Source organism: Iningainema tapete BLCC-T55 (assembly GCF_014698965.1).
Taxonomy (GTDB): domain Bacteria; phylum Cyanobacteriota; class Cyanobacteriia; order Cyanobacteriales; family Nostocaceae; genus Iningainema; species Iningainema tapete.
In genome coordinates, this window is the sequence record NZ_JACXAE010000013.1 from 101,398 (window position 1) to 125,876 (window position 24,479).

Annotated in this window: 36 protein-coding genes, 2 tRNA genes and 1 pseudogene; 5 read left to right on the forward strand and 34 right to left on the reverse strand. The window is 44.6% G+C overall.

Annotated elements, in window-relative coordinates; genetic code table 11:
- Positions 1–44 precede the first annotated feature (44 nt).
- From ICL16_RS02945 to ICL16_RS02970, 6 genes are all read right to left on the reverse strand, one after another.
- On the reverse strand, positions 45–3,968 hold the full coding sequence (locus ICL16_RS02945) for a two-partner secretion domain-containing protein (RefSeq protein WP_190825399.1): 3,924 nt from the start codon (positions 3,966–3,968) through the stop codon (positions 45–47).
- 126 nt (positions 3,969–4,094) lie between these two features.
- Complete coding sequence (locus tag ICL16_RS02950; RefSeq protein WP_190825400.1) at positions 4,095–4,346, reverse strand: type II toxin-antitoxin system VapC family toxin; 252 nt, start codon at positions 4,344–4,346, stop codon at positions 4,095–4,097.
- Positions 4,347–4,357: 11 nt separating this feature from the next.
- The gene (locus tag ICL16_RS02955; protein ID WP_190825401.1) at positions 4,358–4,618 is read right to left on the reverse strand and encodes a hypothetical protein; all 261 of its coding nucleotides are present in this window, start codon (positions 4,616–4,618) and stop codon (positions 4,358–4,360) included.
- Between the two features lie 80 nt (positions 4,619–4,698).
- Complete coding sequence (locus ICL16_RS02960; RefSeq protein ID WP_190825402.1) at positions 4,699–5,781, reverse strand: RNA ligase family protein; 1,083 nt, start codon at positions 5,779–5,781, stop codon at positions 4,699–4,701.
- Positions 5,782–5,832: 51 nt separating this feature from the next.
- Positions 5,833–6,156, reverse strand: a complete 324-nt coding sequence (locus ICL16_RS02965) for a hypothetical protein (RefSeq protein ID WP_190825403.1) — start codon at positions 6,154–6,156, stop codon at positions 5,833–5,835.
- A 72-nt stretch (positions 6,157–6,228) separates the two neighbouring features.
- Positions 6,229–6,423 carry a hypothetical protein gene (locus ICL16_RS02970; RefSeq protein WP_190825404.1) on the reverse strand — a complete coding sequence of 65 codons (195 nt, stop codon included), beginning with the start codon at positions 6,421–6,423 and terminating at the stop codon, positions 6,229–6,231.
- A gap of 191 nt (positions 6,424–6,614) precedes the next feature.
- Between ICL16_RS02970 and ICL16_RS02975 the strand changes: the two genes are divergently transcribed.
- Positions 6,615–6,848: a hypothetical protein gene (locus tag ICL16_RS02975; RefSeq protein ID WP_190825405.1), complete on the forward strand. Its 234-nt coding sequence runs from the start codon at positions 6,615–6,617 to the stop codon at positions 6,846–6,848.
- On the opposite strand, the gene ICL16_RS46630 is transcribed toward ICL16_RS02975, so the two are convergent.
- The 6 genes and pseudogenes from ICL16_RS46630 to ICL16_RS03000 form a co-directional block, all read right to left on the reverse strand.
- Positions 6,842–7,315, reverse strand: coding sequence for a hypothetical protein (locus ICL16_RS46630; RefSeq protein WP_337906894.1), 474 nt, complete (start codon positions 7,313–7,315; stop codon positions 6,842–6,844). The two genes, ICL16_RS02975 and ICL16_RS46630, sit on opposite strands and share 7 nt — an antisense overlap.
- 200 nt (positions 7,316–7,515) lie before the next feature.
- Positions 7,516–8,295: pseudogene (locus tag ICL16_RS46635) on the reverse strand (FAD-binding protein); the annotation flags it as partial.
- Between the two features lie 393 nt (positions 8,296–8,688).
- A complete protein-coding gene (locus ICL16_RS02985) occupies positions 8,689–9,369 on the reverse strand; it encodes a RibD family protein (RefSeq protein ID WP_190825406.1) in 681 nt (226 codons plus the stop codon).
- Positions 9,370–9,539: 170 nt separating this feature from the next.
- On the reverse strand, positions 9,540–10,271 hold the full coding sequence (gene radC, locus ICL16_RS02990; RefSeq protein WP_190825407.1) for a RadC family protein: 732 nt from the start codon (positions 10,269–10,271) through the stop codon (positions 9,540–9,542).
- Between the two features lie 108 nt (positions 10,272–10,379).
- Positions 10,380–11,327, reverse strand: a complete 948-nt coding sequence (locus ICL16_RS02995; RefSeq protein WP_190825408.1) for a phosphoribulokinase — start codon at positions 11,325–11,327, stop codon at positions 10,380–10,382.
- Between the two features lie 390 nt (positions 11,328–11,717).
- Positions 11,718–11,942: a hypothetical protein gene (locus tag ICL16_RS03000; protein WP_238360569.1), complete on the reverse strand. Its 225-nt coding sequence runs from the start codon at positions 11,940–11,942 to the stop codon at positions 11,718–11,720.
- 236 nt (positions 11,943–12,178) lie between these two features.
- On the opposite strand from ICL16_RS03000, the gene ICL16_RS03005 reads away from it, so the two are divergent.
- Positions 12,179–12,844 (forward strand): class I SAM-dependent methyltransferase, encoded by a 666-nt coding sequence (locus tag ICL16_RS03005; RefSeq protein ID WP_190825410.1) that lies wholly within the window; start codon positions 12,179–12,181, stop codon positions 12,842–12,844.
- 95 nt (positions 12,845–12,939) lie between these two features.
- Here ICL16_RS03005 and trhO read toward each other — a convergent pair whose 3' ends face one another.
- Positions 12,940–13,758, reverse strand: coding sequence for an oxygen-dependent tRNA uridine(34) hydroxylase TrhO (gene trhO / locus ICL16_RS03010; protein WP_190825411.1), 819 nt, complete (start codon positions 13,756–13,758; stop codon positions 12,940–12,942).
- A 71-nt stretch (positions 13,759–13,829) separates the two neighbouring features.
- On the opposite strand from trhO, the gene ICL16_RS03015 reads away from it, so the two are divergent.
- Positions 13,830–13,902: transfer RNA gene (locus ICL16_RS03015), tRNA-Ala, on the forward strand.
- A gap of 83 nt (positions 13,903–13,985) precedes the next feature.
- Here ICL16_RS03015 and ICL16_RS03020 read toward each other — a convergent pair.
- From ICL16_RS03020 to ICL16_RS03085, 14 genes are all read right to left on the reverse strand, one after another.
- On the reverse strand, positions 13,986–14,339 hold the full coding sequence (locus ICL16_RS03020; RefSeq protein ID WP_190825412.1) for a PIN-like domain-containing protein: 354 nt from the start codon (positions 14,337–14,339) through the stop codon (positions 13,986–13,988).
- The gene (locus tag ICL16_RS03025; protein ID WP_190825413.1) at positions 14,336–15,061 is read right to left on the reverse strand and encodes a DUF433 domain-containing protein; all 726 of its coding nucleotides are present in this window, start codon (positions 15,059–15,061) and stop codon (positions 14,336–14,338) included. The genes ICL16_RS03020 and ICL16_RS03025 overlap by 4 nt, the downstream gene beginning before the upstream one ends.
- Positions 15,062–15,181: 120 nt before the next feature.
- Positions 15,182–15,244 (reverse strand) — tRNA-Val (locus ICL16_RS03030).
- A gap of 130 nt (positions 15,245–15,374) precedes the next feature.
- The gene (locus ICL16_RS03035; RefSeq protein ID WP_190825414.1) at positions 15,375–15,755 is read right to left on the reverse strand and encodes a hypothetical protein; all 381 of its coding nucleotides are present in this window, start codon (positions 15,753–15,755) and stop codon (positions 15,375–15,377) included.
- Positions 15,752–15,955, reverse strand: coding sequence for a hypothetical protein (locus ICL16_RS03040; RefSeq protein ID WP_190825415.1), 204 nt, complete (start codon positions 15,953–15,955; stop codon positions 15,752–15,754). Before ICL16_RS03040 ends, ICL16_RS03035 begins: the two co-directional genes overlap by 4 nt.
- Before the next feature lie 126 nt (positions 15,956–16,081).
- Entirely contained in the window at positions 16,082–17,521 is a 1,440-nt protein-coding gene (locus tag ICL16_RS03045) for a hypothetical protein (protein ID WP_238360570.1), read from the reverse strand.
- Positions 17,522–17,595: 74 nt separating this feature from the next.
- A complete protein-coding gene (locus ICL16_RS03050; protein WP_190825417.1) occupies positions 17,596–18,270 on the reverse strand; it encodes a hypothetical protein in 675 nt (224 codons plus the stop codon).
- A gap of 1 nt (position 18,271) precedes the next feature.
- Positions 18,272–18,766, reverse strand: coding sequence for a hypothetical protein (locus ICL16_RS03055; RefSeq protein ID WP_190825418.1), 495 nt, complete (start codon positions 18,764–18,766; stop codon positions 18,272–18,274).
- A gap of 5 nt (positions 18,767–18,771) precedes the next feature.
- Positions 18,772–19,479, reverse strand: a complete 708-nt coding sequence (locus ICL16_RS03060; protein ID WP_190825419.1) for a hypothetical protein — start codon at positions 19,477–19,479, stop codon at positions 18,772–18,774.
- A gap of 108 nt (positions 19,480–19,587) precedes the next feature.
- Positions 19,588–19,773, reverse strand: a complete 186-nt coding sequence (locus tag ICL16_RS03065) for a hypothetical protein (protein WP_190825420.1) — start codon at positions 19,771–19,773, stop codon at positions 19,588–19,590.
- 18 nt (positions 19,774–19,791) lie between these two features.
- The gene (locus tag ICL16_RS03070) at positions 19,792–20,013 is read right to left on the reverse strand and encodes a hypothetical protein (protein ID WP_190825421.1); all 222 of its coding nucleotides are present in this window, start codon (positions 20,011–20,013) and stop codon (positions 19,792–19,794) included.
- Positions 20,010–20,270, reverse strand: a complete 261-nt coding sequence (locus ICL16_RS03075) for a hypothetical protein (RefSeq protein ID WP_190825422.1) — start codon at positions 20,268–20,270, stop codon at positions 20,010–20,012. Before ICL16_RS03075 ends, ICL16_RS03070 begins: the two co-directional genes overlap by 4 nt.
- On the reverse strand, positions 20,251–20,439 hold the full coding sequence (locus tag ICL16_RS03080; RefSeq protein ID WP_190825423.1) for a hypothetical protein: 189 nt from the start codon (positions 20,437–20,439) through the stop codon (positions 20,251–20,253). Before ICL16_RS03080 ends, ICL16_RS03075 begins: the two co-directional genes overlap by 20 nt.
- Positions 20,440–20,595: 156 nt before the next feature.
- Positions 20,596–20,853 carry a hypothetical protein gene (locus ICL16_RS03085; protein ID WP_190825424.1) on the reverse strand — a complete coding sequence of 86 codons (258 nt, stop codon included), beginning with the start codon at positions 20,851–20,853 and terminating at the stop codon, positions 20,596–20,598.
- A gap of 154 nt (positions 20,854–21,007) precedes the next feature.
- Between ICL16_RS03085 and ICL16_RS03090 the strand changes: the two genes are divergently transcribed.
- Positions 21,008–21,379, forward strand: a complete 372-nt coding sequence (locus ICL16_RS03090) for a hypothetical protein (protein WP_190825425.1) — start codon at positions 21,008–21,010, stop codon at positions 21,377–21,379.
- 169 nt (positions 21,380–21,548) lie between these two features.
- Here ICL16_RS03090 and ICL16_RS03095 read toward each other — a convergent pair whose 3' ends face one another.
- The gene (locus ICL16_RS03095; protein ID WP_190825426.1) at positions 21,549–21,788 is read right to left on the reverse strand and encodes a hypothetical protein; all 240 of its coding nucleotides are present in this window, start codon (positions 21,786–21,788) and stop codon (positions 21,549–21,551) included.
- 53 nt (positions 21,789–21,841) lie between these two features.
- On the opposite strand from ICL16_RS03095, the gene ICL16_RS03100 reads away from it, so the two are divergent.
- Positions 21,842–22,087 carry a hypothetical protein gene (locus tag ICL16_RS03100; RefSeq protein WP_190825427.1) on the forward strand — a complete coding sequence of 82 codons (246 nt, stop codon included), beginning with the start codon at positions 21,842–21,844 and terminating at the stop codon, positions 22,085–22,087.
- Positions 22,088–22,216: 129 nt separating this feature from the next.
- Here ICL16_RS03100 and ICL16_RS03105 read toward each other — a convergent pair whose 3' ends face one another.
- From ICL16_RS03105 to ICL16_RS45240, 6 genes are all read right to left on the reverse strand, one after another.
- The gene (locus tag ICL16_RS03105) at positions 22,217–22,555 is read right to left on the reverse strand and encodes a hypothetical protein (protein ID WP_238360571.1); all 339 of its coding nucleotides are present in this window, start codon (positions 22,553–22,555) and stop codon (positions 22,217–22,219) included.
- 108 nt (positions 22,556–22,663) lie between these two features.
- On the reverse strand, positions 22,664–23,365 hold the full coding sequence (locus tag ICL16_RS03110; RefSeq protein WP_190825429.1) for a hypothetical protein: 702 nt from the start codon (positions 23,363–23,365) through the stop codon (positions 22,664–22,666).
- Positions 23,366–23,591: 226 nt separating this feature from the next.
- Entirely contained in the window at positions 23,592–23,729 is a 138-nt protein-coding gene (locus ICL16_RS03115; RefSeq protein WP_190825430.1) for a hypothetical protein, read from the reverse strand.
- The gene (locus ICL16_RS03120) at positions 23,716–24,138 is read right to left on the reverse strand and encodes a hypothetical protein (protein ID WP_190825431.1); all 423 of its coding nucleotides are present in this window, start codon (positions 24,136–24,138) and stop codon (positions 23,716–23,718) included. Before ICL16_RS03120 ends, ICL16_RS03115 begins: the two co-directional genes overlap by 14 nt.
- Positions 24,131–24,268 carry a hypothetical protein gene (locus ICL16_RS03125; RefSeq protein WP_190825432.1) on the reverse strand — a complete coding sequence of 46 codons (138 nt, stop codon included), beginning with the start codon at positions 24,266–24,268 and terminating at the stop codon, positions 24,131–24,133. Before ICL16_RS03125 ends, ICL16_RS03120 begins: the two co-directional genes overlap by 8 nt.
- Entirely contained in the window at positions 24,265–24,447 is a 183-nt protein-coding gene (locus ICL16_RS45240) for a hypothetical protein (protein ID WP_238360572.1), read from the reverse strand. Before ICL16_RS45240 ends, ICL16_RS03125 begins: the two co-directional genes overlap by 4 nt.
- Positions 24,448–24,479: the final 32 nt, after the last annotated feature.

Genomic DNA, 24,479 nt, shown 5'->3' on the forward strand with positions numbered 1-24,479 from the left:
TGAACTCGAGACAAGATACAGCGCTGCCAAAGTATTGAGTAAATTTAATTACTATGACACTGAGTTAGGTTTTGTTTGGAAGTACTCGGAGTAACGGTGGATGAATTAGCGGTGAGGACTATTTGTCCCTTAGCATTTAGGGTTGCACCTGTGGCTTCAACAATGGGTTTAGGAGTGGTGGAAGCTGGTTTAATGGTAACAGGCGGTAGAGGGCGGTTGTTGTTGCGAGGTTTAATAGACACCCAATCGATTTGGGCGGTATCAGGAGTGAGAATGTCTTTGGGATTTGGTGGTAAACCACCGCGCCCGGTGATAACGAAACTGCTTTGGGCGTAACCTGGAGTGTAACAACCTTGAGCAACTTCAGTATCAACTGGTACTGTTGGCAACTCAACTAAGCCACTGTTAGGGTCAACTTCAGGTGTGATTAGCTCAATAGTGCCAGCTACACCAAATTCGGAACTGGCGGTGATGTCACTGAAGGAAGTTTGATTTTGCCTCTGTTGAATGCCATAGATGCCAGAGGCGTTAATGTTGACTCTTCCACCAGCGCCTGTGTAAGCGTTGGCGGTGATGTCGCTGTTTTCTCTGGGGACGGCGATGATGAAACCTTTGGGGGCAGTGATGGTGATGTTACCGCCGTTGCCACCTCGTTGGGCGGTGATGCCTGCGTTAGTAGAGATTTGAGCGCCACGACGCATAAGGAGTAAATCAGTTTGTAAGTTGATGTTACCGCCGTTACCTGATTCAGATTCGGCGTTGATGGTTGCGGTGTTGTCTAGGAGAATTTGGGGGGCGGTGACGATAATATCTCCTGTAGTACCAGTTGTACTTTGAGAGTTAACGAACAAACCACTGTTAAAGTTAGAACTTCTACCAGAAATGGTGGCAAAATCAGTAGCATTAACTTTAATTGTGCCTGCATTCCCTTGCCCTAAAGTTGAGGCAACAAGTCCAGCGCCATCAAGTAAAGACAAAGAACCAGAATTGATCGTAATGTTACCCCCATTACCAACTGTTCCTGTATCTACAAAGCTGTTAATCCCACTGCGGAAACCATTTTTCTCCCCAGCGATATTCACCATACCACTCACATTTACATTCACATTCCCCGCATCCCCAAGTCCGGCAGGAGCGGTGGCAGATGCCCTACGAATAAAGGTTAGCAGTTGACCGCCATCAATAAGTGATAGGGATGCTGCATTGATGTCAATATCGCCACCTTTACCGAATCCTCCTGCTTCCACCGTGCTGAAGATGTAAGCATTATTTGCCATGAACACAGCATCTGTTGCACGCACTGTCACATTCCCTGCTTTCCCTTGTCCAAATGTTGAGGCAGAAAGTTCAGCGCCATCGCGTAAAGACAAAGAACCAGAATTGATCGTAATGTTACCCCCATTACCAACTGTCCCTGTTCCCATGAAGCTGGAAATCCCACTGCCGAAACCATTTTTCTCCCCAGCAATATTCACCATACCACTCACATTTACATTCACATTCCCCGCATCCCCAAGTCCTGCAGGAGCGGTATCAGTTGCGCTACGAATAAAGGTTAGCAGTAGAGCGCCATCAATGAGTGATAAGGTTGCCGCATTGATGTCAATATCGCCACCTTTACCGAATCCTCCTGCTTCCACCGTGCTGAAGATGTAAGCATTATTTGCCATGAACACAGCATCTGTTGCACGCACTGTCACATTCCCTGCTTTCCCTTGTCCTCTTGTTGAGGCAGAAAGTTGAGCGCCATCGCGTAAAGACAAAGAACCAGAATTGATCGTAATATTACCCCCATTACCAACTGTCCCAGCTCCCACGGAACTGAGAATCCCACTACGGGAACCATTTTTCTCCCCAGCAATATTCACCATACCACTCACATTTACATTCACATTCCCCGCATCCCCAAGTCCTGCAGGAGCGGTATCAGTTGCGCTACGAGTAAGGGTCTGCAGTTGAGCGCCATCAATGAGTGATAAGGTTGGCGCATTGATGTTGATATTACCACCTTTACCGACACCTCCTGCTTCCACAGTGCTGAGGATACTAGCACCTGCAAGGGAAACAGCATCTGTTGCACGCACTGTCACATTCCCTGCTTTCCCTTGCCCTAATGTTGAGGCAGCAAGTCCAGCGCCATCAAGTAAAGAGAAGGAACCAGAATTGATCGTAATGTTACCCCCATTACCAACTGTCCCAGCTTCCACACTGCTGGAAATCCCACTGCGGAAACCATTTTTCACTCCAGCAATATTCACAGCGCCAGTCACATTTACATTCACATTCCCCGCATCTCCAAGTCCTGCAGGAGCGGTGGCAGATGCGCTACTAGTAAGAGTTAGCAGTTGAGCGCCATCAATCAGTGATAAGGTTGCCGCATTGATGTCAATATCACCACCTTTACCGATTCCTCCTGCTTCCACAATGCTGCGGATACTAGCACCTGCAAGGGAAACAGCATCTGTTGCACGCACTGTCACATTCCCTGCTTTCCCTTGTCCAAGTGTTAAGGCTAGAAGTTGAGCGCTGTCTCGTAAAGACAAAGAACCAGAATTGATCGTAATGTTACCCGCATTACCAACTGTCCTTGTTTCCACACTGCTGGAAATAGCGCTGACTATACCATTTTTCACCCCAGCAAGACTCACAGCGCCACTCACATTTACATTCACATTTCCCGCATCTACTTGTCCGGCAGGAGCGGTTGCAGGTGCCCTACGAGTAATGGCTGCCAGTCGAGCGCCATCAATGAGTGATAAGGTTGCCGCATTGATGTTGATATCACCACCTTTACCGAATCCTCCTGCTTCCACCGTGCTGAAGATGTAAGCATTATTTGCCAGGGACACAGCATCTGTTGCACGTACTGTCACATTCCCTGCTTTCCCTTGTCCAAATGTTGAGGCTTGAAGTCGAGCGCCATCGAGTAATGAGAAGGAACCAGAATTGATCGTAATGTTACCTCCATCACCAACTGCTTCCGGTTGCACATCATTGAAGACATTGCTTCCTACAACTTTGATTTCCCCTGTTGCATTCAACACAACATCGCCTGCCACGGTGCCAACTGTTCCTAAACCTTGTCCAATACCAGCGCTGAGAACACTTCCGTTCGTAATATCTAAATTCTGGGCTTTGACTGTAATATTACCGCCTCCTGATGCTCTTACATTTACACGAGCGCCATTAGTAAGTGATACATCAGCCAAGGTACTTTCAGTTGGAAACCTAGCACTCAAGTTATCGCCATCCACATTGAGCGCTACTGTCCCAGAATCAGCTAATCCGGACAACTCAATTCGACCACCATAAGCATTCAATCGACCCCTATCCATGTTGATATTACCACCAATTAGCAGTAAACTCTTACCATCTGGTACACGTAGACCAAATACTTGAATACCTGCCGGGTCACTTCCTGCTAGCGCTACTGAGTTATTTTGGATAGGTTCAGCAATTTGGTTAAAGAATAAAGCTGATGGATTAACTGTCAACAAGGGTGTATTGTTTGTTGGTAAGTCAGCGCTGAAAAATCCTTGCTCCCCAAATTGAATGGCGCTGGCTGTGGATGCAACAAACGAACCGCCTACATTCAATCTGGCGGAGGGTCCAAAGATAATCCCATTTGGATTGATGAACAACAGGTTAGCACTGCCTAGTGTACGAATCAACCCGTCGATATTAGATCTTGACCCTCCTGTCACTCTGCTGATAATGTTCTGGATGTCAAGTGCGTTGTTAAATATTGCTTCTGCACCGTCTGGGACAGAAAATTCTTGAAAGCTGTGGAACAGATTACCACCAGCTTGAGTTCCCCCTGTAACATTGATGGTGCTTCCATTTCGTGTGACAACAGAATTATTAGGCAAAGTACCATCACCGAGTATTTGAGCACCAACCCCATTTGCCCACAAAGCACCGCTCATGGTTATCCCCAACACCCAACCCAAATGAGTTAATTTAGCCATCTCACCCTCTCACACCTGCAAGCAGTACAGCTACTCTGGAGTCAACTAAAACCAATGGCGGTTTTTGGTCACTCCAAATTCTTATCAGCTTTTGTCAGCTAGATTGATGCAAATCCGATGATTTCTTCACAAAACTTTATCAACACTCTTACTTCCGGTGAATCCACTTTCTCTTGAGTAATTCTTTCCCTTCAAAAAGGCTTGAACTGCGGCAAGGTTTTGGGCAACTCGTTCTGATTTTTCGGTCATGTAAAGCAGTTCGCCGTAAGTGATAATGCTGACACCGATATCACTACCAGAACGAGATTGCAGAGCGGCAATGACGTTAGGGGTGTTATTAATGATGTAACTGCAATGGTTGGTATCTAAGAGATACATAGAGACAGAAATCAAAACTGGGCTTTAGAACGGGTTTCTTTTACCTCTCGAAGACAGTCTTCCAAATCATTGCCTTGCCAGGTTCCAGCAAATTTCAGCAGATCACCCGCCTTGGTTCCTCGTTTAATCGGAGCCAGCCGACGAGGCGAGCGTGGACTAATAGTACTTTTGCTTTGGAGAGAATCTAGAAAGTCGCTAACTAAAGAGAGTTGATCGGGCGGCAATTGGGCTAGTTGTTGTTCGATTTTTTGGTGTATTTCAGGGTAAGTCATTAGTACCTCACTATTTAGATTGCCTATCTTCTCAACTTCTTAATTTTACCATCCTCAAATATGCAACGCTTAAATGACAGTTACCTTAAATCATCATCAACAAGCTTGTCGCAATAGTAATGCATCTGCTCAATCATATTTTGCTGTATCTCACCTGATAAGCAACAGAAAAGGCTTTCATACTCTTCGTTGAATGTTTCTAATACATCACTCACCAATAATTCAATAACTTCTTGCTTTTGTTCCTGATCACTTGCAGAAACTCTGCCAATTTTTGAAATGACATTGTTCAACCTGTTTGGAGTTACCAGTGCCAGCATTTCCTGACTTAACTCCGACTCTATAGTTTGATCTTCCGGCAATAATATGGCAGGAGTTGTCTCCCATTTTTTTGCCTGATGAAATCTGCTATCTTCCGCAAATTCTGGGATTTTTTTCTTAAGAATCGGTCTAAGTTTTGCTTTAGGAGTATCTATGTAAATTGACTTTACAGGTTTAATCACAATCCCTTCTGCTTTATTTATAAAAGGTAACTTAGGTAATCCTAGTAAAGCGGGAATTGTCGAATCAAACTCAACATTATACGCTAATGCTTCTTCATATCTACCAATAAATAATGGTTGGGAGTACATTATTCCAACTTGCTGAAATAGTTTTATCGCTTTGTCATAATCCAGGTAAGATTGCGCTACAGACTGATTATTTTCTTCAATCGCAATGTCAAAAGCGCAGTATTCAATTTTTGGTGAATAATAGACACCAGTTTGCACAGCTTGTATATTCGTAACAGCAGCTACATCTGGATGAGGATATTCTCCCCCAAATAATTCACCATAAACATAAGCGATCGCCAACTGTTTTCTTTCCGCCTGCAAAATCCTAAAGATTTCCTTGACTTTTTCAACTAATTTATCTTTCAGTGATTGATAATTAAAAAAATCTGCCTCAGGCGGCAAAAATTCCTTCCTTTTAGCAAAGCCAACAGAGAAACCATCTGTGGTTATGCCAAAATTAGCACCGTGAATTTTTTCTGTTACAACCCAGTCAGTTTTCTTAAAAACGCGATAATCTGATTCTGTAAGCTTCCATTGATTGAAACTTTCTGGAATTTTTTCATAGCTCACATACTTCCAGTTTTTAACTTCACCTCCTACTTTATCCATCAACCGAAATCCTCAAACAACTACATATATGTATTATAATGTAGCATGTATTTAACTTTCCATTGGATCAACCCTACCAATGCCAAGACTAAGCAGAGTCTTTCTCACATCCTCCCAATCAGAACCACAGTAGTAGTACTTGCGCTCCATCAAGTTTGCTAAGTAATACCCAGGTTTACCCATACTTAAACGGAAAAGTTCGGTCACTACCTTTTTTTTGGTAGTACCACTCGCCCATTCAATATCACTAGGAATCGGTAAATTTAACGGATTAAAAAAAACTTTTGGTTTTATGAACTCCCACTGACCTCCCTGTGGGGTAATTTCGCGCAAAATAATTCTGTAGTAAGCTGGGTAGACTATTTTTTTATTCATACTAACGGACTCCAGTTATGTATCATAAAGGAAAGCCCCCAAGGGCTAGTTGGGAGCTATAAGGGTTAGGGATTAGCGGCTACTGCCGTTCTCCTCGTCATCCTCACTGATATCAAGGTCACTAATTATGTCCCTTCTATCAGCGGGGGTATCTCTCCGTGTGTTTGGATCTGATTCAAACCAAGCTCCAAACAGAAATCGGAAGATTCGGAAAATAGGCATCCAGCCTTCTCCTTTCCCGTTACCCTTATGATTTGGATCTGTCAACAACTACCTCCTTAATGAGGGGTACGAACAAAATCCCTCATAATTAAATTATATTCCTTGTTAACTGGGAATAAATCTGCAAATTGATGATAATTTGTAGTAGTACCAATAACTTGTGATAAGTAAGATTTATCGTAGTTAACTGCGACGTTTGCCATACTTGAAGAGTATATTACCCGCACCGAAGCATTATGCCAAAGGGAAATCCAAACCCGGTTCAAACCCAGGAATTTAAGGATAGGCAGTTTCAGGCTTATGGAGAACGGGAAAATGTTCCTCTTGCCAAAAAGGTAACAGGTATTAGACTGCCACAAGACGTACATGAAGCTTTAGAAAAACTTACTCCAGAACACAAAGTTGCTTACTTGCGAAGGATAATTTCAGAGGCAGTCAGGCGTGATTTGATTGATAATGATTGCTACTGAACGAAAATGCCCTGACTTGGAGTTAGCACATTGTTAGGATCGTAGCGTCGCTTGGCACTTACCAATCTGCCCCAAACCGGACGAAACTGCTGCTTCCAATCCAACTGAGAAAATTCAATAGCGTCAACGGGATAGCGGGTACCGCCAAGAGAGCGGTTTCTCTCAAACAATCTCCGGTTATCATCAAGCATTTTGCGAACTACAGCATCATCCAGTGGTGCAGTTCGTAGAATAGTAAAGAGAAACACAACCTGCTCGTTGGGTGTCCGAAATAAAGGTAGCGTGAAGCGATCGCTTTTAACAGGGTACAGCAGAACAGGACTATTTCCTGTATCAGCTAACGTCAGGGTGGAAACAATTTCACCAACATATTGCTCAACTGCTGTATCTGGTACAAAAAGGTTAATCCAAGGATGAGGGTTAGACCAAACACCAATAGACTTGAGGAAAGCAATAGTTTCTGCCAAGCGGTTAAGAAAGTCGAAGTAAGATTTATCTTCGATTTGTTCCGTACCTGAGTGTAGCTTAACCCGGCAAGTGCAGTTCGGTTGTCTGGCTGATTGGGTGGTGTGTAAAAGCTAGCCGCCTCTAGCACATAACGCCATCCGCCGTTGGGATTAGCTATTACCTGACCTTCTACGAAGTTGAATCTTTCCTCAGCGATCAGTAAGCGTTGGTCATGAGTAAATGTAGCCAAATCATCGTAATACAAATGAAACACACGCACATTCTGTTCGGCTTTGATCAGCCGAATTGTTGCCTGTACTATGATTCCACACTGACCTAAACCTGCCAGCACTGCTTCAAATAAATTGCGGTTTTGGTAGGGCGAACAAGTTTTTAGCTTACCTTCACCAGTCACAACCTGAAGCTCCAGCACATTATCAACCTGCACGCCATAGCGATGGCTCGCGCCGCCAATCCCGCCAACTGACAAGGTTCCGCCAATCGATAGTTCAATGTAATCGGTGAGGACAGGTGGTGTCAATTGTTGCTCAAGTGTTGCTTGCAATAGCTGGCTCCACACTACCCCTGCGTCAACAACAGCCCGGTCTGCACTAATGGAATGGATTTTGTTTAGTGTACTCATATCAATGACTACACCAGCCTCTACTTGTGCCTGACCGTAGCAGGAGTGACCTTGACCGCGTGCGGCAACCTTAAGATTATTCTGCCGTGCAAATTCAATAATATTGACAATATCTCCAATTGAACCTGGTTTGAGTACGGCTAGTGGCTGGCGATGCACTATATGACCAAAATCATCAGCAGCAGCGCTGATGGCATCATCAGTGTAAAGCACTCCATCTAAATGCGGCAGGTTGACAAACGACTGTACTGCAAAAGCAGGTGTTACCCACGAACGATTAACTACATCGAACCCGATAATAACAGTACTACCCATCAAACCTTGTAGAATAGTACGACGCGAGGTTTTATTTTTCATTGCAAAATTAAATCGCTACTAGCCATAATAGCTTCGAGTAGGGGGAGCATCCCAGTTTTTATTTATTTGATAAAGATAAATTGAAGATGAGATGGTAAAGGAGTAATACACGCAAACGCCTTGGGAGAAACTGCGCTTGACAGAAGAAGAAAACCAACTTTTGAGCGAACACACTCGTGCGATGCCAACAGAGCTTTGAGCAAAGATAAAGGGTACTAATTTTTGGCACAAGCTCAAAAAGCATACCAGCTTTTAAAACAGAACTTATTTGCGATCTTGTGGGATGGGCTATCCTACCCGTCGCTTGAATTTTCGCTTTTCAGGCAGGATGCCAGCCCCACAAGAATCATCCCGGTAGTAGGCAACCCCTTTTTATGCGTTGAATTAAATCATCTACTTGATTGTTTGATAGTGCAAAAACAACTCACTTCCCACCTGACGAGTTTCGATAAGTTGGAGGTGAGGAGCTTCCTTGGGAATAAAACCTTCTCCCTCCACTGGGGTAGGTGCTTGCTTTCCGCCATAAATAACAGGCCAAATCGTTAACCACCAATCGTCAATTCGCCTCGCTTCTACTAAAGCAGCTGTTAAAGAGCCACCACCCAAGGCAACGACTTTGTGGATACCCCGCTCTGCCATTATGGTGTAAGCTCGATTCCAGTCTAAGTTTGTATCGCCCAGTTCAATTACGTTAGCTTGTTTTTGCAGTGCCGTTGCATCAGAACTGCGTTCCCTACCAGCGCTGGTTGTAAATATCCATCGCTCAACGTCTTGCTGGAAAAAAGGTAAGTCGGGTGGTAATTCGAGCGATCGCGTGACAACACAGGTAATTGGTTGAGGAGACTGCCCCCGAACATTACGCGCTGCTAATAGCTCTTCATTGCGAATTGTATAGGTTAATCCTTCAACTCGAATCGTCCCGGCTCCCACCAAGATTAAATCGGCTAAAGACACTTGATATTCCAGGTGTGCTTGATCGGCTGGATCGGAATCGCGCTCTGCTTTTGGATCTACAGCACTAATTTTTCCGTCAGCCGTCATGGCAAGAACCACGGTTGTTTGAATGGTTGTCATGGTTGCGTTTCTCTCGTTTGCATTGTTAACACACAGTAATAGTTCTACATTAATCCCAATACATTTGGCGTAAGCTTTGTTCAGTTCAAGGGAGATCCCCCCAACCCCCCTTACCAAAGGGAGGCTTTATTCCCCCCAACTTATCGCGGGGTTAGGGGGGTTCTTAATTCTCAATCCCCTTGCGGATGCTCTTCCCACAGAGTTGTAATTTCCCGTAGGCTTTGGTGATTGCCGTCGCCTAAAATGAGATGATCTAGTAGAGGAATGCCGAGATACTGCGATCCTGTTAACAATTGCCGAGTTAATTCGATATCTTCATTGCTGGGTTCTAAGTTTCCAGAAGGGTGGTTGTGTGCTACTATTAATCGTGTTGCTCCTTGACGAATTACTTCTCGAAAAATCTCGCGGGGAGGTGCTAAGGTTTCTGTCGCAGTGCCAATTGTAATTACTTGTGTCCCCAACAAGCGATTCTTTACATCCAACAACACCACAGCGAAACGTTCTTGGTTTTGCCACATTAGATCTTGGCTCAGAGCAGCAGCCGCTGCGGCTGGACTATCAATTAAGGTACGATCGCCCGGACGGGTTTGAAATGCTCGTTTGCCTAATTCAATCGCCGCTAGGATAGTTGTCGCCTTTGCTGGACCAATTCCTGGAATTTGCATCAATTCAGCAGCACTAACGTCTCGCAAAACTACCAAAGGTTCGCGTTGGTTTTTTCCTAATTCCTGCAACAAGTATTGTCCCAAACCCACCGCCGAGAGTTTTCCGTGTCCTTGACCGGTGGCTAGTAGAATTGCAATTAACTCAGCGGTAGCTAAAACTTTGGAACCATATGTTAGTAAGCGTTCTCGTGGACGCTCAGTTATGGGTATATCGGCAATTCTCAGGGAATAAGTCATAGAAAAACTGTCGGAATATCATTAATAGGTGAACCTATCCTTAGTTATCCCCAGTCAATTCTCAAAACCTATACTGCAAAGATTCTTTATTTAATTTTTATTAAATTTTCACACATTTGTTTGTAAAGTGTGAGTTGCTTTAAGCATATGGTAGGTAATCAAAAGCTGGGTAAGGGCAAGGGGATAACTTTGGAGTGTTTCCCCGGTTGTACCAGCAACTTTGCCTAACTCAGGGTTGCTTTCGCGATCGCATATATTCTTTAAGTAAGGCATATCGGAACAGATAATTTGCTCTAGCTTATTCACCTGTTCTAGAGTCGCATGACCATCAACTTCTAACACATCAACTGGTTTACCCATATCCCGATCTAATCCCAACCTAATTGCTGACTCAAAATTACCATTACCTGAACTGATAATTTGAGTAAATTCTGGATGGGGAATAGTGGGACGTAGAACCAGACGGACGTTCAGGTGTCCATTAGCTTCCTCTTCCTCGTCACTTTGAGGATAAAAACTTATTACTATATCGGACCATTGTCTTTGCGGACGAATGAATTGTTCCGAATCTGGTTCACGTTTCTTGAGTTCTTCTAGCACCTGTTCTTCTGAATACCCTCGCTTTTGCGTGTCCCGCTTCACTTTCCATTTTGCCCGTAGCGATTCGGGCGGTGCAAGGTACACTTTAACGTCGTAGGAGTCGCGTGCAATCCGAGTTGAATATCCTAGCAATCCCTCTACAATCACAAATTTACTCGGCTTGATATATACTGGTGGCTCAAATGTACCAGTTTTGTGGCTGTATACTGGCTTGAGGATTGGCTGCCCTATCCGTAGCTGTGACAGGTGCTGCTGCATGATATCTAAATAGTTGCAGTCGGGATGAAGGGCTGTGATGCCAATCTCTGCTCTTTGTTGGCGATCGTACCTATGGTAATCGTCTGTACAGATTACTGTTACATTTTCAGGTCCTAGTACCTGAGCAATCCCCTTCGTTAGTGTTGTTTTTCCGGCGGCGCTGTCCCCGACTATACCAAGGATGATTGGACGACTCATGTTCCCCTCCCCGACATTACTGTAATGTGCAATTTTAGATTGTATTTTAGTTTACTGATTTATGGGCAGGAATTGAATATGACTGAAGATGGAAAATATTGATTATTTGAATTAGATCCGTCATTTTCAGCTAATTAGCTGAAATCAAGATTTATTGCTTTTTACAAAAATTTGTATCGCGAGCAATCCTAAATCATTTGTAAAAACCCTCTCTTTCTTTCCTTGGCGCTCTTGGCGTCTTGGCGGTTTATTTATATTTTGTTCACTTATTTAAGAAAACGCATAGCCCCAGATTTAAACTTGAGGGAAGCAGAGAACCACCAGAATAAATAGGAGAAAAGGCTGTGTAGCGCGTTCTCCTGTTTATGGTAGTTGTAAAATTTGCTATGATTACTTAAGACAAACTGGCAAAGTTTTATCACCGTAATGACAATCAAAATAATCCAGTGCCTCTCGACTAGATTCAAAACTGTGGGTAATCCGCGATGGTTCTCCTTGCCCATAGGATTTACTTGTCCAGATTTTTAGATAGTAACGATTATTATCTGTGGTTTGCCAGAGTTCGTAGCTGTAATTGGCACCTCCTGAACCGTTACTTACTAACGAATCAGCCATTGCGGTATTTGATATAGTTAGCAGGACAATAGAAGTTAAAAAAGAGATAAATATTTTTGAGAGAACCATTTTGTTTATTGCGCACTACTGTTTTAGTGATAACTTTTTTCGCAATTAAAATGGTAAAGATAACTCTTGGTAAGAATGAAAAGATGTTGATTTTTTTATTTATTCAAAAAATTAGCTAATGATTAATACTGATATTAATAAATATATTACGTAAATTTACTTTTTTAATGACAAAGCAAACTTTGGGATTGGAGCAACACTTTTATGACTATCTACTGTCGGTTTCTTTACGAGAACCGGAAATTTTGACTCAACTTAGGCAGGAAACGGAGCTGCTTCAAATGAGTAGAATGCAGATTGCTCCAGAGCAAGGGCAATTTATGGCGTTACTGGTACAGTTAATTGAGGCGAAGAAAACTCTTGATATTGGGGTGTTTACAGGGTATAGCTCTCTGGTAGTGGCGTTGGCTTTGCCACCATCGGGTAAGGTGGTTGCTTGTGATATTAGTGAAGAGTATACAGCGATCGCTCGTCGCTATTGGTCCCTCGCAGGTGTGGCAGATAAAATTGATTTGCATATTGCGCCTGCATTGGAGACTTTAAATTGGTTGCTCCAAGCAGGAGAGGCAAATACTTTTGATTTTGCTTTCATCGATGCTGACAAGCGCAACTACGATCACTACTACGAACTTGTACTACAACTTGTACGTCCGGGTGGGTTGATTGCGATTGATAACGTTTTGTGGTCAGGGCGAGTTGCTGACCCCTTGGTGCAAGACAATAGAACTAATAGAATGCGTGCATTTAATCAGAAGCTGCATCAAGATACGCGCATTGCACTTAGTTTAGTGGCGATCGCTGATGGATTGACGTTGGCTGTGAAAAAATCTTGAAAAATTGGCTTGATTATGAGAATTATGTAGAGACGCGAAATTTCGCGTCTCTACAAAGATTTTTGGGTAACGCATAATTCATTTAGTGGAAATGTCTATTTTTCAAAACAGTAGGGACAGGAAATACCTGACACATACTGCGGTGCGGTTTTATCAGCTTCAGAAATCGGATGTCCACAATTCGGACACATGTCATGTGTGCCTAATTCTAAACCATGACGCACGGCAATGCGTTGATCGAAAACAAAACACTCACCTTCCCAGAGACTTTCAGATTCTGGCACTTCCTCTAAATATTTGAGAATCCCGCCTTTGAGATGATAAACCTCTTCAAATCCTTGGGATATCATGAGAGATGAAGCTTTTTCACAGCGAATACCACCAGTACAAAATAAAGCAACCTTTTTGTGCTTAGTTGGATCTAGGTGGTTGCGAACATATTCGGGAAATTCGCGGAAGGAGCTAGTGTGAGGATTTTGCGCTCCTTGAAAAGAGCCGATATGCACTTCATAATCATTACGGGTGTCAATCACTGTTACTTCCGGATCGCTGATAATAGCGTTCCAATCTTGGGGATTTACATAAGTGCCAACTTTTTCATTAGGGTTGACTTCGGGTACACCGATAGTGACAATTTCTTTTTTCAACCGCACCTTCATCCGGTTAAATGGTGGTGAGTCAGCAGAAGACTCTTTGTGTTCCAAGTCTGCCAAATTAGGATCGGTGCGGAGAAAAGACAGAACACAGTCTACCGCTTGACGCGAACCTGCGATCGTACCGTTAATGCCTTCAGGTGCAAGTAGAATCGTTCCTTTCACGCCTTGGGCTTCACATAAAGATAGTAGGGGCTGTTGTTTCTTTTCAAAATCTGGTAGTCTGACAAATTTATATAGTGCAGCAACAACCTGTGTCATTTTTTTCCTCATCTCCTTGAAAAATTAAACTTTATGTGTTACTATCTTTATTAAGAAGCAAAGTTAACTTTGGGGGTTTAGCTCAGTTGGTAGAGCGCCTGCTTTGCAAGCAGGATGTCAGCAGTTCGAGTCTGCTAATCTCCATTATATATTTATCGCTGACACCGTGAAGGGTGCAGCTACACAGACAAAGCCTGCCTGCGCAGGCGCATTCTTAAGCTACGGAATCATATTGATTGAAGATGTATCCGAACAAGCTCCTGTACGGATACAATCGCTATCAGAAAAGCTTCAATCATCAAGTCTGCTGATAAGTTTTGGGAGGCTAGTACAAACATTTTGATTTTCGCGCTTGTAACAGCAATTCTTTCAGAAGCGTGTTTACCGATTCTGGCGTCTTTGGTCAAAACTACCCAACCCTTTTTACCAACCTCTGGCAGCCAGTTCACGTCTTCCGCATCCTTCGGAAAGTGGTCATCATGAACTTCAACTGTAATACCTGCGTTGCGAAGTGCTTCTACGATACGCTTCGTACCCAAGCATCTATCTACGAAAAAGACAGTTGACTCCAATTGGCTCATGCAGCAACCATCTCGTAGCGAATAGCTTCTTCAATTTTTAAGCTATCTATTTCGTAATCGTAAGCGAGATCGTCAATTGAATCACCAGCTTTATATCGCTCTACCAATACATCAGTAGCAATTCCTGTTCCTGCAATAACAATGCGACCAAAGGCAATTCTGGGATCGATAACGACGATGCGAGGGTTGTGTTCCTCATCAGGTCGAGTAAAGGGATAAAGTTTAATCGCTAGCCCCGTGTCGTCGGGTTCAATTCGTTCAAGATGAGCATTGAAAGAATCTTTCAGCTTTTGTTGTCCGCTTTTTGAGGCATTAATGAGGGAGCCGTATCGCTCAATGAACAAATCAACTCCATCAGTACGAAATCTCTCCCGCGCCAGGGGATGAGATACCTTAAACTCCTCCTCAATAAAGTTGAGCGCAGATCGCACCTTGTCTAGCTGAATATTATGGTGCTTGCGAATTGCTCTAAGAACGTGAACTTCTATTAGATTGGTAAACGAAAGCAGTCGTGGTTTGCGATTGCCTTTGGCTGTACGCAAAGTGTAATTACTAATTTGAATAAGGGGATTAAACAAGCTCAATCCTTGAGCGGTTGGATAATTTCGCCCCATCGTCCATGAGCGAATCGTGTTTCTGGGAATACGTAAATAATGAGCAGCTTCAATAATGGAATAAGTTGGGATGTCTCTAGGGTCTTTTCCTCCGTAAAGATCGGTCATAAACTTACCTAATATAGGGTATTATTTTATTATCTATCAAATACTTGACAAGACTTCATCACCACATTGGGTAATACCGCCCTTTGTCGAAAATTTTCCATAAATAAGGCTTCTTATTCATGGGTAGTACTGGACTCGAACCAGTGACATCCTGCTTGTAAGGCAGTAAACCACCATTTGAAAGTATTGTAGCGCAATGGTTTGAAAAAAATGCTAAAAAAACTGCACTAACTTTGCACTAATTAATTGAACGTGAATTTTTATGTACATAATACAATACCAAGAGTGAAAATTTTCCATAGGGGTGCTGTAGCTACCGTGCTACCCAATCACCGCAATCCTCCTTCAGTTCCGGATGCACCGCGCACGGTAGCAGGGAGTTATTGGAGAAGTATTTGCATTTCAAGCACCTAGAATAAACAGATATTTGTTCACCCCATCCCAATTCCTCTTCATAAAGTTTTTTTACCTGCCTGAATGATTCCGATCCAGCGCCAGCCAGAAGCAGTCCACCACCAACGGAAATACTGCCATAAATCAGTACACGCTTGAGTTGGTGGCTGTGAAGGGAAAATAATTTGTGTGGACTGACATCGACCGCTGACAAGCCAGCGAAACAACCACATCCACTCAGGATTGAAAGCGAGAAGGTAATTTCAAGAATGGCGTGTTTTGCATGTTTTGATAACTTCACTTTATTTTCTCTCTCCACCCCTGTTGCAGCGTTTCATAAAATTCTGGAGTATTTCGGCTATCAAGTGTCGGCGGAGGTGTTCTACCTTTGCGCCAATACCGCTTGAGGTGGGCTATCTTGTGGTGGCGATCGCACAAAGGAAAAACGTGGATGCCCGGTACTTCGCGCCCAGCAATAGCGCCCTCGGAATCGCTGTACATGGCATGATGACACGCGGTAGCTTTTTTGGAGCATTCTGGGAAACAACAAAGACCATCCGTTGCGTGTCTTGCAGCACGAGAAGTTTCTTTCCAGTTAGCTGCGTATCTTACAGCATATGGATTTAGTCAGGTGCCATCAAGCCCGAATTTTTTGAGTAAGTCCTTACGTGAAGAGTCACGAAGTAGCTTCAAAATTCCTTCTTGCACTGCTACCGCTTTCGTATTGTCTGTTATGCCCAATTCTTCGGTTATGAATTGGGTGAGCGATCGCATCTTAGTCGCCCCCAGTTTTTCGATCATCAGATCTGATTGACCTTTGACTGCAGTCGCTGCTCGCAATGATTGACGCTCTCGTGAAGATAGAGCATCACCTGCTGGTTTACGGTTGTCGCGATCAAAGGCACTGTAGTTGTGTAGTGTCGGCATCGCGTACCACTTCCCAGTACCGCCGTAGTAAACAGCACGCTGACAGGGAGATTCATCAATTAAAGCTTGTAGTTGGGGAGCTTCAGCTTTTTCAATTACCGAAGCGCGACTCCACTGTTTCAATACCCCCACGTCTTTGAGGATTGCGATCGCCGTGAGTTGACTTGAAGCATTCAGATTAATTCCCAAATCCCCTATGAAGGGAGAGAGAGAAGTTATCCAAATATTTTTTCCCTGGCTGTCACCCGCACTCGCCAAGGATAAAACAGTATTTTTCACTACTGATGACTTAGCTTCCTTGGCTTTAGAGCCAGCTAGCGTACCTTCATCTAGGATCAGCAGCACTCGTTTGTGTACCGCGTGGTACTCGTAGTATTCGTTGAAGCACTTCTCCAACCAATCCGCCACGTCTTCTGGATGGGCGCGTTCACAAGGAAACCGCTTCACTACATCAGCAGCACCATCAAAGTACCCAGATTCTTGGGGGTCGGCTTTGGGGTCGATTACGAATATCTTTAAATCAGGGTGCTTACTCTTGGCTGCTCGGATTGCATTTGCTAGCAGCATTCCCTTACCACTTCCTGGTGTGCCAATTAGTATTAGGTTCCCAATCCGGTTCGTTATGCAGTCAATAATATTAATTGAGTTGTCTACCTTGTGATCCGAAGATTGCGTCAAGGTTTTGGGGACGTAAATATTATTTTGAAGCGTATATGAATCAGTTTTCATGTTTTTTGATTGGTTAATCTCAAGGTAATCTAGGGCTGTATCTGAAATTTCCAGCCCATTTTCAACCGCGAATCTAAGCTCCTCTTGAAGCGCCTCTTCCCCCTGTTCCGCACGCACTTGGCGGACGTAATCCCGGAATTCGTTGTCGTCCAGCATGTGAGCTACGCATCCGTAGTCGCGGATTGCTGCTTGGCTCCGCCCAATCTCTTTCACTTTTGAAAAGCTGTTCCAAACTGTCCAGACGGCAACCAAAAGCCCAGTCACGGGGTTGACAGCAGCTGCTGCCATACCAGCTACTACCAATCCACCGATAATTTTGAATTGCAACCCATCGTCTGTTGTCTTCCGAAAAGCTATTTTGCTCCACTCTTCGGGGTCTTTATATCCTCCTGTTGGGTCAAATCGAGTCATCTCCACCGTTCGTTGTTGCACCTTATACGCAGTTTGGAAATGCAGCAGTGCGGAGTTGAACCGCACACGAGCCTTTAACTGTTGCCGCTTTGCTTACTTTTGAGCTTGTAAGCTTCACTATCTCGAAAAACTTCGATGATTCGATAACACATAATGGCTGCAAATACCAACCCTTCAACCGCGAACAGTGTGAGCAACACCATCGCTAGGTTGTCCATGCGAATCCTGTCCCATTGAAAAAGTGCGATCGCCAGTACTGCTCCCCACCAACCGCCGTCTACCAGTGGGTATGTGTCAATATTGACAAAGAATTCGATTACGTAAGCTACGATGCAGGCGAGCTTGAGGTAAGTTAGCGTTGCTAAAGGTAAGGCGTTGTATCGCTTTTTGGCAAACCGTAGTTCAGATGCATCATCAGATCTGATTTGGTAAACTCCCTTGGAGTTAGCTTTCTTGATTAAGAAATCAAGTGCCTTCTCCGATTGAGTGATGAGTAAATGACTTATTTGAAATCCCTGCAAAATCGCCCAGAAAATTGCACCAACCAACCAAGCTAGAGACAACTGAACTCTAAACCAAAGAATTGGAATGATTTGGGTAGGTCTATTGCTGAGGCGAAAAATCTTTCTTACCACCGCCTGGTAGGGTAAGACATTTTGCCAAGCGCACCATATCAGGCCCAGACAAATAGCTATAAACACGCCCCAAAAAACGTAGTAGGCAAGGGGCTGCCTGTCTTTGTCAACCATATCAATTTTTGGGAGTATTGTAATAGACCTTAGCGCCCCGGATGCGCTTGAGGTTTTCGTAAACCAGTTCGCGATCGCCTACGGCAATCTCACTAATCACCGGTACACCCTGCGCATTGCGGCGCAGTACTGCTGTTTCCCCATTAGCTCCGCAGACGGTAACTCCGGCGGGTAGGTAGGATTTATTCGCTCGATCTTTGACTGGCTGCCCTTCAGGTAGAGTCACCAAGTTTTTTGCCGAGGTTGCATCGACAACTAGTATGCAGCCCCGCCGCATCCGAGCATTGGCGATATTAGCTTGTTTTTGGGAGAACTCGTCATTTTGCTCAAGCTGCATCTGATCAAAAGTGCTTTGCGTAATAGTGGCACGCATTTGCGAGAGCCGCGCACCTTTGTCCATCATGTCGCCTATTGAGAAAAGGGCGCTAATAGCTATTAATCCGCCGAAGATGATTATCGTTTTGTTCTTGCGCCAGAACTTGTTACGGCTCGGCATAGGGGTCAATGGAGCGATCGGCTGACTAAAGCTTTCACCATAGCTTTGGTATCGGCTAAAGTCTGGGGTTTTCTCGCTCTCTTCTCCTCCGGAATCTCCTCCAACTTTTTTCCTCCTGCTACCTCCTCCAAGAAGGCATCGGGGTCAAAATCGATTGTGCAGGTATTAGTCAATACTTGCATCTGAGTTTCGGTTTCAGCAATCGGCTGTACGCCAAATTCCTCAAGTATTCGATCTAGTTTTTCAGGGTCGTTCACCAGCCGCATTGCAAGCTGAATTCGTGTCGCCGCATCCTGCCCCAAGTTCTCAAGTGATTCTTGACTTTTCTGTGCTAACGCCTGCTTAAGCGCCGATTCCTGGATTTGTGCCAGCATTTGGGCGTTAGCGATCGCTTCCCCTACGAGGATTTCCACCAACGATTCAAATACGCGATTGGGGAGATGGACGGCTTGCTTTGCTGCCATGTCGATTGCCATTTTTTGCACGTTGGCAAGGGGCTGAGGTGAACCTTCCCCCAACTGTTTTTGAGCGTTAAACGCATCCTCCACGATCCTAATCACTTGATCCAGTCGCTCGGTGATGCTTGTGTGAAATTCTTCTGCCTCCGGATTTAACTCCTTATCGCTTTCCGCCAGTTTATGTAGGGCAGCGATGATTTGAGTTGGGGTGTATTTATCTGAGAAGTACTCGAATAGTTCTTCGCGGCTAAACATTGGTTTGTACCTTTAAATCTTTCCGGTTTTGTAGTGAGTAGTGCGACCATTTGGTCAAAGGATATCGTATCGTCTCCGACCACAAAATCAGGCTTGTCGTCGGATTGATTATTTGTTGAATTCTGCCTGTAATCCGTCATTGCTGTTTACCTCTATTACTTTGTAGTTTGTCAGCCCTTCTGTCTTCTGCTCAACTTCGGACTGGGTAAGGGTTGCTTCGTTAATGTTAAGCGTTGTTTTTTCGCCTTCTTTCGCGATAAACCCTGTGGGTGTAGCGACAACGTATTTGGTCATTTTTCCTATGCATCCTCCCTATTCTGCTGAGTAGCATCCATGCTCATGGTGGTGTCGATCTGAAATTCTGCACGTCAGGGGTGAAGCTTCTGCCACAGAACTTTCAACGATAAATTTGTTGGAGGCAAGAAGCTCTTGCTCGTGTTCAGCAGATTGAACGCGAAAACAGGAATTTGTGTCGCGTCCCTCTTCGACTGAAGGATCTTTTTGCCAGACGATGTTTACGACTCTTTCTATCATTTCGTTGCCTCCATTATTAATGACGTAAATCTTTCCTGTTCCTCGCGATATGCCTCGCGAGTAAACTCTTCAAAGTTTGCTTTGAGGTACTCCTGCACCATCCATTTTTTAGATAATCCGTGGGGGAGTAAATCGAAAATCTCCCCAATACGCCCGCAGCACCACACTTGATAAGGAACGATGGGTGCGACAGCCCCTGCCTCCTCTGCTCTTTTCTTGAGTTGAATGTGTTGGAGTTTATACTCTGGAATCAACATGGCGAGTGATTCCCACCTCAGCCAAGTCCTCAAACAAACCCCTAAAATCTCTGCTCCTTTTGTCTTCGACAATGGAAAACCAAGGGGATTTAGCGTGAATTCCTGTAATGGCACTTGAAAAAGTTTCTGTCTCCACTCCTTGTTCATCTAGTAATTTTTCCGGTGACATTGCACTGGTATTGCCAGTGACACGGGTGATAGTGTTTTAAAAGTCACTTTGACTGTCCGCTGACCATGCAGTGACTGTCCGCTGACCTCGTTATCTCAATTAAAAACCCACCATACGGGGTGGGTCTATGTCCTGAGTTGACAACTTTGTTGATTGTTAGGCGATCGCCTGCAACTGTAATGGCAAGTTTTTTGGTCGCTTCCCTTCTCTTACCCAGTCATTGTGCTGCCGTGCTGCCAGTACCTTCACCCTCAGTGAAGGGTTCCGGTGTGTGAGCTTAGCTTTACAGCTGTAAGCTGAAAGTGTGCGTGAACTAACAAACAAATACTCAGACGCCTTCTCGTAGGTCAGCCCCCAGACTTGGCAGAAAATTAGTGGATCTAGTTCTTCAAATAATGGTAGTTCTTGATGCATGATTGTATTGCTCCGTCTTTCAGAGGTGATCTGTTGGCGGTGAAGTCGTGTCCGGTGGTAGCACACCGGGGGCGCATCTAAAAGCGCTTTTCTATAGTTTTACCATTTTATTTGGCAAAAATAAACTTATTGGATGCTCAAAAGATGCTAATAGGTGTACTATAAGAAAGTACCAATACCGCCGTCTGAAATGGCAAGAAACCGCGATCGTCGATTCTCAGTTAATATCCCAATCGTCAAAGAGGTTCGTTTATCGCTCTGGGGATACACCAGAGGAGTCTCAAAAACCAGAATGGCGGAAGCAATTTTGATTGATCGAGTGTCGAACGCTGACAACTGGGATGAAGTTTGCAAGGATTTGCGACAAGAGGCAGCTATTCGCAAAATCCCGGTTGAAGAGTTGATCAAAGAAATTTTGAAAGCGGATGGTTATCAAGAATCCGTTGATGTTGACAACGTTGATTGGAGTTGTCTAGTGGAGAACACCGAACCCGATCTGGAAGAAAAGAAAGATCAAGAAGAATAATGTCCGCGAGTGAAAATCATACGCCGGACTCACATAAGTCACACAACGGTCAAATAAAAAATCCACCCTCTCCAAAAGGTGGACGCGAACAATGCGAATACCACTGGCTTGTGAATTGGTTCTTCTGGTTGAATTTTGGCAATAATTGTACTTGTAAACTTCAGTATAATTACGTAACTCGCAGTAGTTGCGCCAAGGCTTGCTGATAAAAGGTTCTTAGCTCTCCCTCGATCCACGACTTCGCTTCGTCCACAGTTGCGAAGTCATGGCGGCTTTTGTGGTTGCTCTCCCTGCCACAAACGCCAAAAATCAAATCATTACCTGGAAATTGAGTGATTCGCCCCTCGATCTGCCCTTCAATTGTCAGCAAATACTGACCCATGAATTCTCCACCAACCTTCGTCCACACTTTGGCATCCTCCTTGAGAGATAATATATATAATTTTATCTTCCTTTAGACAGATGACACAGCTATTAACCCGACAGTATCAGCTTTCTAACTCCGAGATCTGGGAATTGGCGGACGACTTTTGCTTAATTGAAGGATCTTTTGTTCCCTCATTGATTAACTTACTAGCTGCTATCAAGCAGTTCAAGCGTGATTGCGCGGACTTGGCGACTATCCCCTTTTCAACTCAGGAGATGACGACAAGGATAGAAAGTATGGTGACAAGGCAGCTAATGCAGGAGCTTAGAGAAAGGAACTAACACGAGTGAGATTCAAATTGGTGTGTATCTACGCAAAAAGAAAAAGCGGCACTCTAGTAGTGCCGCTTTTACGTAAAACTCGCGCCTGAGATTCTCTACCCGGCAGATTTTACGTTGAGGAGGTTAACTTTATGCTGGCTCTTCTACAGGCACTGGCTCTTCGATGGGTGCTGGCTCAGGGGCAGGCGTTTCAGTGGGGATCGCGGCAGCAAGAACATTGATCATTTCTCTGAGTTTGTCGTTTGCTTGTTGCGCGGTTGCGGCATCGAGCTCATCAACCTTTAGGAGATCAGAAACCTGCGCTAGCGCTGCATCTTTTTCTGTCTCGCTAGCATTCTTTAAGCGAACTACTTCGGTGATAACTCTAGCCAATTCAATGATGAGTTGGTCTTGTGTAGCCAATGCGTCTGATGTTTTAGACATGCCGTCAATCTTTATGTTTTTTGAGTGGTTTGATTGGGTACCCAAAACTATGATTCCCGTTTTAAAGAAGGAAAATGGAAGGAGGAAAAAGGAAAAAGTGAAAGAATACCAATCATCCTTTTTACCTTTTCCCTTAGACTTTTTCCTTCAACATTAAGTCAGCGAGTAACGGGTAATTGTGGGAGATCCTTGCCCCATCAAGGTGAAGGAGATTTGGCAGATGGCGGTGGATTGTAAATTCTTTTGAAAATTCATGACAACGCATGAACCCTTGAGTCCATCACCCTTGGCGTGTCCGGCGGGTGGTGGATCTTCTTGCCACACGTACACTTCTCGCCCAGAAACGGCAGTAGCAGCGGCGAACGCTACGCGCCTAAAAGCTTCGTCGCTGCTGAGTAGATTGGCAGTCCAAGGCAATTCCCAGGATTGCCCCGTGATAGCCCCGTCCTTGTAGCCCAATGCATCTTCAAAGACTAGTACATCTGCTCTATCGCTGTTAATATTGGCGTTCAACTGCGTACCGCCAAATAGTCGTAATTTAGCGGTGTAAGTGGCTGTAGAGCTGCCACTCAAGGCTGTTTCAATCGGCTCGACGATTAACTCTGTATCGCCCAGTTTGGCATCTTTAGCAAGATAAACTGTTACCTTGTCTGTGCCATTGTCAAATTCTAGGGGTGTGCCGCCGGCGATCGCGCCTGTGAGTGCAGTAACTGTAATGCTTGTTGTAGCGGCAGTAAGTCCGCTTGATGCGGTAATACTTGTTACGTCGGTTGGCTCTGTGCGATCGCCAAGGGGAAGCAGCGCTACAAATAGCTTCACCTTATTGCCAGCACCAACTTGAAAGGTTTTGGACATTTTTGCTCCGGAGTTTTATCCAGAGCCAGAGTTCCCCTATCTATTTTGTTGACCGGGAGACGGTAGCCAGTAGCGTGAACTACGGACACTTCCCTTCGGGTAAGTGTCCGCTTCTGGCGTTCCTAAGAACTTCCAGAACTTCCTTTGAGGTACTAGCTGTCGCACCAGTGGTAATCACTAGTTTCCCTTTCCGGCTTTTTATACTTGGGAACAGTCCATGAGCGGGTTAAGCTAAAACCGCTGCCAAGATCCCTCCGTATAGTGCCTGCTCGTTTGCGTTGGGACTGTAGGCAAGTTTAAAGGTACATAAGGAAGTAATCACAATTGTTAGTGCGACTTGCACCAAAAAGTTATATAGCTGCATTCGTCGTCCACTCTTTGAGAAAAATCTTGCACTGCTCTACGGTTAGGAGCTTGTCAGAGGCAGGCATCATACTCACTCGCTCGATAAAGTACTCACCAGGCAGATTGTCAATTAGCAAATCTACCGCTTGTCGCAAACTCTTGGTGGTATCCCACTGTTTCAAGTGGATGGACCAGGCATATTCCTTGGTGCGATCGCCACCAATATTTGATTGCACCTCCGGCACTGGCTGCTTAATTACTACTTCCAGTCCTGTCACTTTGGTTCCCTGTTCTGGATATTGCCACCCCAGTTGTGGATCTGGGAGGATGGCGATCGCTTCAGTCATGCCGCCGCGAAACTGATAAGTGCCTATTTGACTTTCCAAAATAATTTTTATGCTGGCTCGTAGCACAAGAGGATCAATCATGTCGTTCCTCCTCTTCAAGAATCTCCTCGGCGACGTAGGCGATTTTCATGGCTAAAACTAAACTCGCAAGTACGGCGATCAAGAAGCTGGCGATCGTGACAAAAACTAATGCCAACACGGTGATAATCATAAAATTTGGTTTAACTTCCTCTGCATAATTTCTGCCGCGTTACACTCTTTTAGCCCTAGCTCTGTCCAGGGGCGTGCGGGCAATTCCGTACCACTCTTAGTGGTTGCGCCATCGTGTACGATAGCGGCGTGGTCGGATTCCCACTCGTACTGGGCAGAGTTGGCGCTGCGGGATATCACCAGAAAGTTGATTAAATCCTCCTGATCCACGG

What these genes read in the sequence shown, in the direction of transcription:
- ICL16_RS03125 (WP_190825432.1), bottom strand. Translation starts at nt 24,268, where the DNA reads ATGATTATCACCGTGTTGGCATTAGTTTTTGTCACGATCGCCAGCTTC.
- ICL16_RS03020 (WP_190825412.1), bottom strand. Translation starts at nt 14,339, where the DNA reads ATGAGCCAATTGGAGTCAACTGTCTTTTTCGTAGATAGATGCTTGGGT.
- ICL16_RS03065 (WP_190825420.1), bottom strand. Translation starts at nt 19,773, where the DNA reads ATGACCAAATACGTTGTCGCTACACCCACAGGGTTTATCGCGAAAGAA.
- ICL16_RS02995 (WP_190825408.1), bottom strand. Translation starts at nt 11,327, where the DNA reads ATGAGTCGTCCAATCATCCTTGGTATAGTCGGGGACAGCGCCGCCGGA.
- radC (WP_190825407.1), bottom strand. Translation starts at nt 10,271, where the DNA reads ATGACTTATTCCCTGAGAATTGCCGATATACCCATAACTGAGCGTCCA.
- ICL16_RS02975 (WP_190825405.1), top strand. Translation starts at nt 6,615, where the DNA reads ATGCCAAAGGGAAATCCAAACCCGGTTCAAACCCAGGAATTTAAGGAT.
- ICL16_RS03005 (WP_190825410.1), top strand. Translation starts at nt 12,179, where the DNA reads ATGACAAAGCAAACTTTGGGATTGGAGCAACACTTTTATGACTATCTA.
- ICL16_RS02955 (WP_190825401.1), bottom strand. Translation starts at nt 4,618, where the DNA reads ATGACTTACCCTGAAATACACCAAAAAATCGAACAACAACTAGCCCAA.
- ICL16_RS03040 (WP_190825415.1), bottom strand. Translation starts at nt 15,955, where the DNA reads ATGTACAGCGATTCCGAGGGCGCTATTGCTGGGCGCGAAGTACCGGGC.
- ICL16_RS03000 (WP_238360569.1), bottom strand. Translation starts at nt 11,942, where the DNA reads ATGGCTGATTCGTTAGTAAGTAACGGTTCAGGAGGTGCCAATTACAGC.
- ICL16_RS02985 (WP_190825406.1), bottom strand. Translation starts at nt 9,369, where the DNA reads ATGACAACCATTCAAACAACCGTGGTTCTTGCCATGACGGCTGACGGA.
- ICL16_RS02965 (WP_190825403.1), bottom strand. Translation starts at nt 6,156, where the DNA reads ATGAATAAAAAAATAGTCTACCCAGCTTACTACAGAATTATTTTGCGC.
- ICL16_RS02950 (WP_190825400.1), bottom strand. Translation starts at nt 4,346, where the DNA reads ATGTATCTCTTAGATACCAACCATTGCAGTTACATCATTAATAACACC.
- ICL16_RS03070 (WP_190825421.1), bottom strand. Translation starts at nt 20,013, where the DNA reads ATGATAGAAAGAGTCGTAAACATCGTCTGGCAAAAAGATCCTTCAGTC.
- ICL16_RS03075 (WP_190825422.1), bottom strand. Translation starts at nt 20,270, where the DNA reads ATGTTGATTCCAGAGTATAAACTCCAACACATTCAACTCAAGAAAAGA.
- ICL16_RS03080 (WP_190825423.1), bottom strand. Translation starts at nt 20,439, where the DNA reads ATGTCACCGGAAAAATTACTAGATGAACAAGGAGTGGAGACAGAAACT.
- ICL16_RS03085 (WP_190825424.1), bottom strand. Translation starts at nt 20,853, where the DNA reads ATGCATCAAGAACTACCATTATTTGAAGAACTAGATCCACTAATTTTC.
- ICL16_RS03100 (WP_190825427.1), top strand. Translation starts at nt 21,842, where the DNA reads ATGACACAGCTATTAACCCGACAGTATCAGCTTTCTAACTCCGAGATC.
- ICL16_RS03045 (WP_238360570.1), bottom strand. Translation starts at nt 17,521, where the DNA reads ATGACTCGATTTGACCCAACAGGAGGATATAAAGACCCCGAAGAGTGG.
- ICL16_RS03110 (WP_190825429.1), bottom strand. Translation starts at nt 23,365, where the DNA reads ATGTCCAAAACCTTTCAAGTTGGTGCTGGCAATAAGGTGAAGCTATTT.
- ICL16_RS03025 (WP_190825413.1), bottom strand. Translation starts at nt 15,061, where the DNA reads ATGACCGATCTTTACGGAGGAAAAGACCCTAGAGACATCCCAACTTAT.
- trhO (WP_190825411.1), bottom strand. Translation starts at nt 13,758, where the DNA reads ATGACACAGGTTGTTGCTGCACTATATAAATTTGTCAGACTACCAGAT.
- ICL16_RS02960 (WP_190825402.1), bottom strand. Translation starts at nt 5,781, where the DNA reads ATGGATAAAGTAGGAGGTGAAGTTAAAAACTGGAAGTATGTGAGCTAT.
- ICL16_RS03115 (WP_190825430.1), bottom strand. Translation starts at nt 23,729, where the DNA reads ATGCAGCTATATAACTTTTTGGTGCAAGTCGCACTAACAATTGTGATT.
- ICL16_RS03060 (WP_190825419.1), bottom strand. Translation starts at nt 19,479, where the DNA reads ATGTTTAGCCGCGAAGAACTATTCGAGTACTTCTCAGATAAATACACC.
- ICL16_RS03120 (WP_190825431.1), bottom strand. Translation starts at nt 24,138, where the DNA reads ATGATTGATCCTCTTGTGCTACGAGCCAGCATAAAAATTATTTTGGAA.
- ICL16_RS03055 (WP_190825418.1), bottom strand. Translation starts at nt 18,766, where the DNA reads ATGCCGAGCCGTAACAAGTTCTGGCGCAAGAACAAAACGATAATCATC.
- ICL16_RS03050 (WP_190825417.1), bottom strand. Translation starts at nt 18,270, where the DNA reads ATGGTTGACAAAGACAGGCAGCCCCTTGCCTACTACGTTTTTTGGGGC.
- ICL16_RS02945 (WP_190825399.1), bottom strand. Translation starts at nt 3,968, where the DNA reads ATGGCTAAATTAACTCATTTGGGTTGGGTGTTGGGGATAACCATGAGC.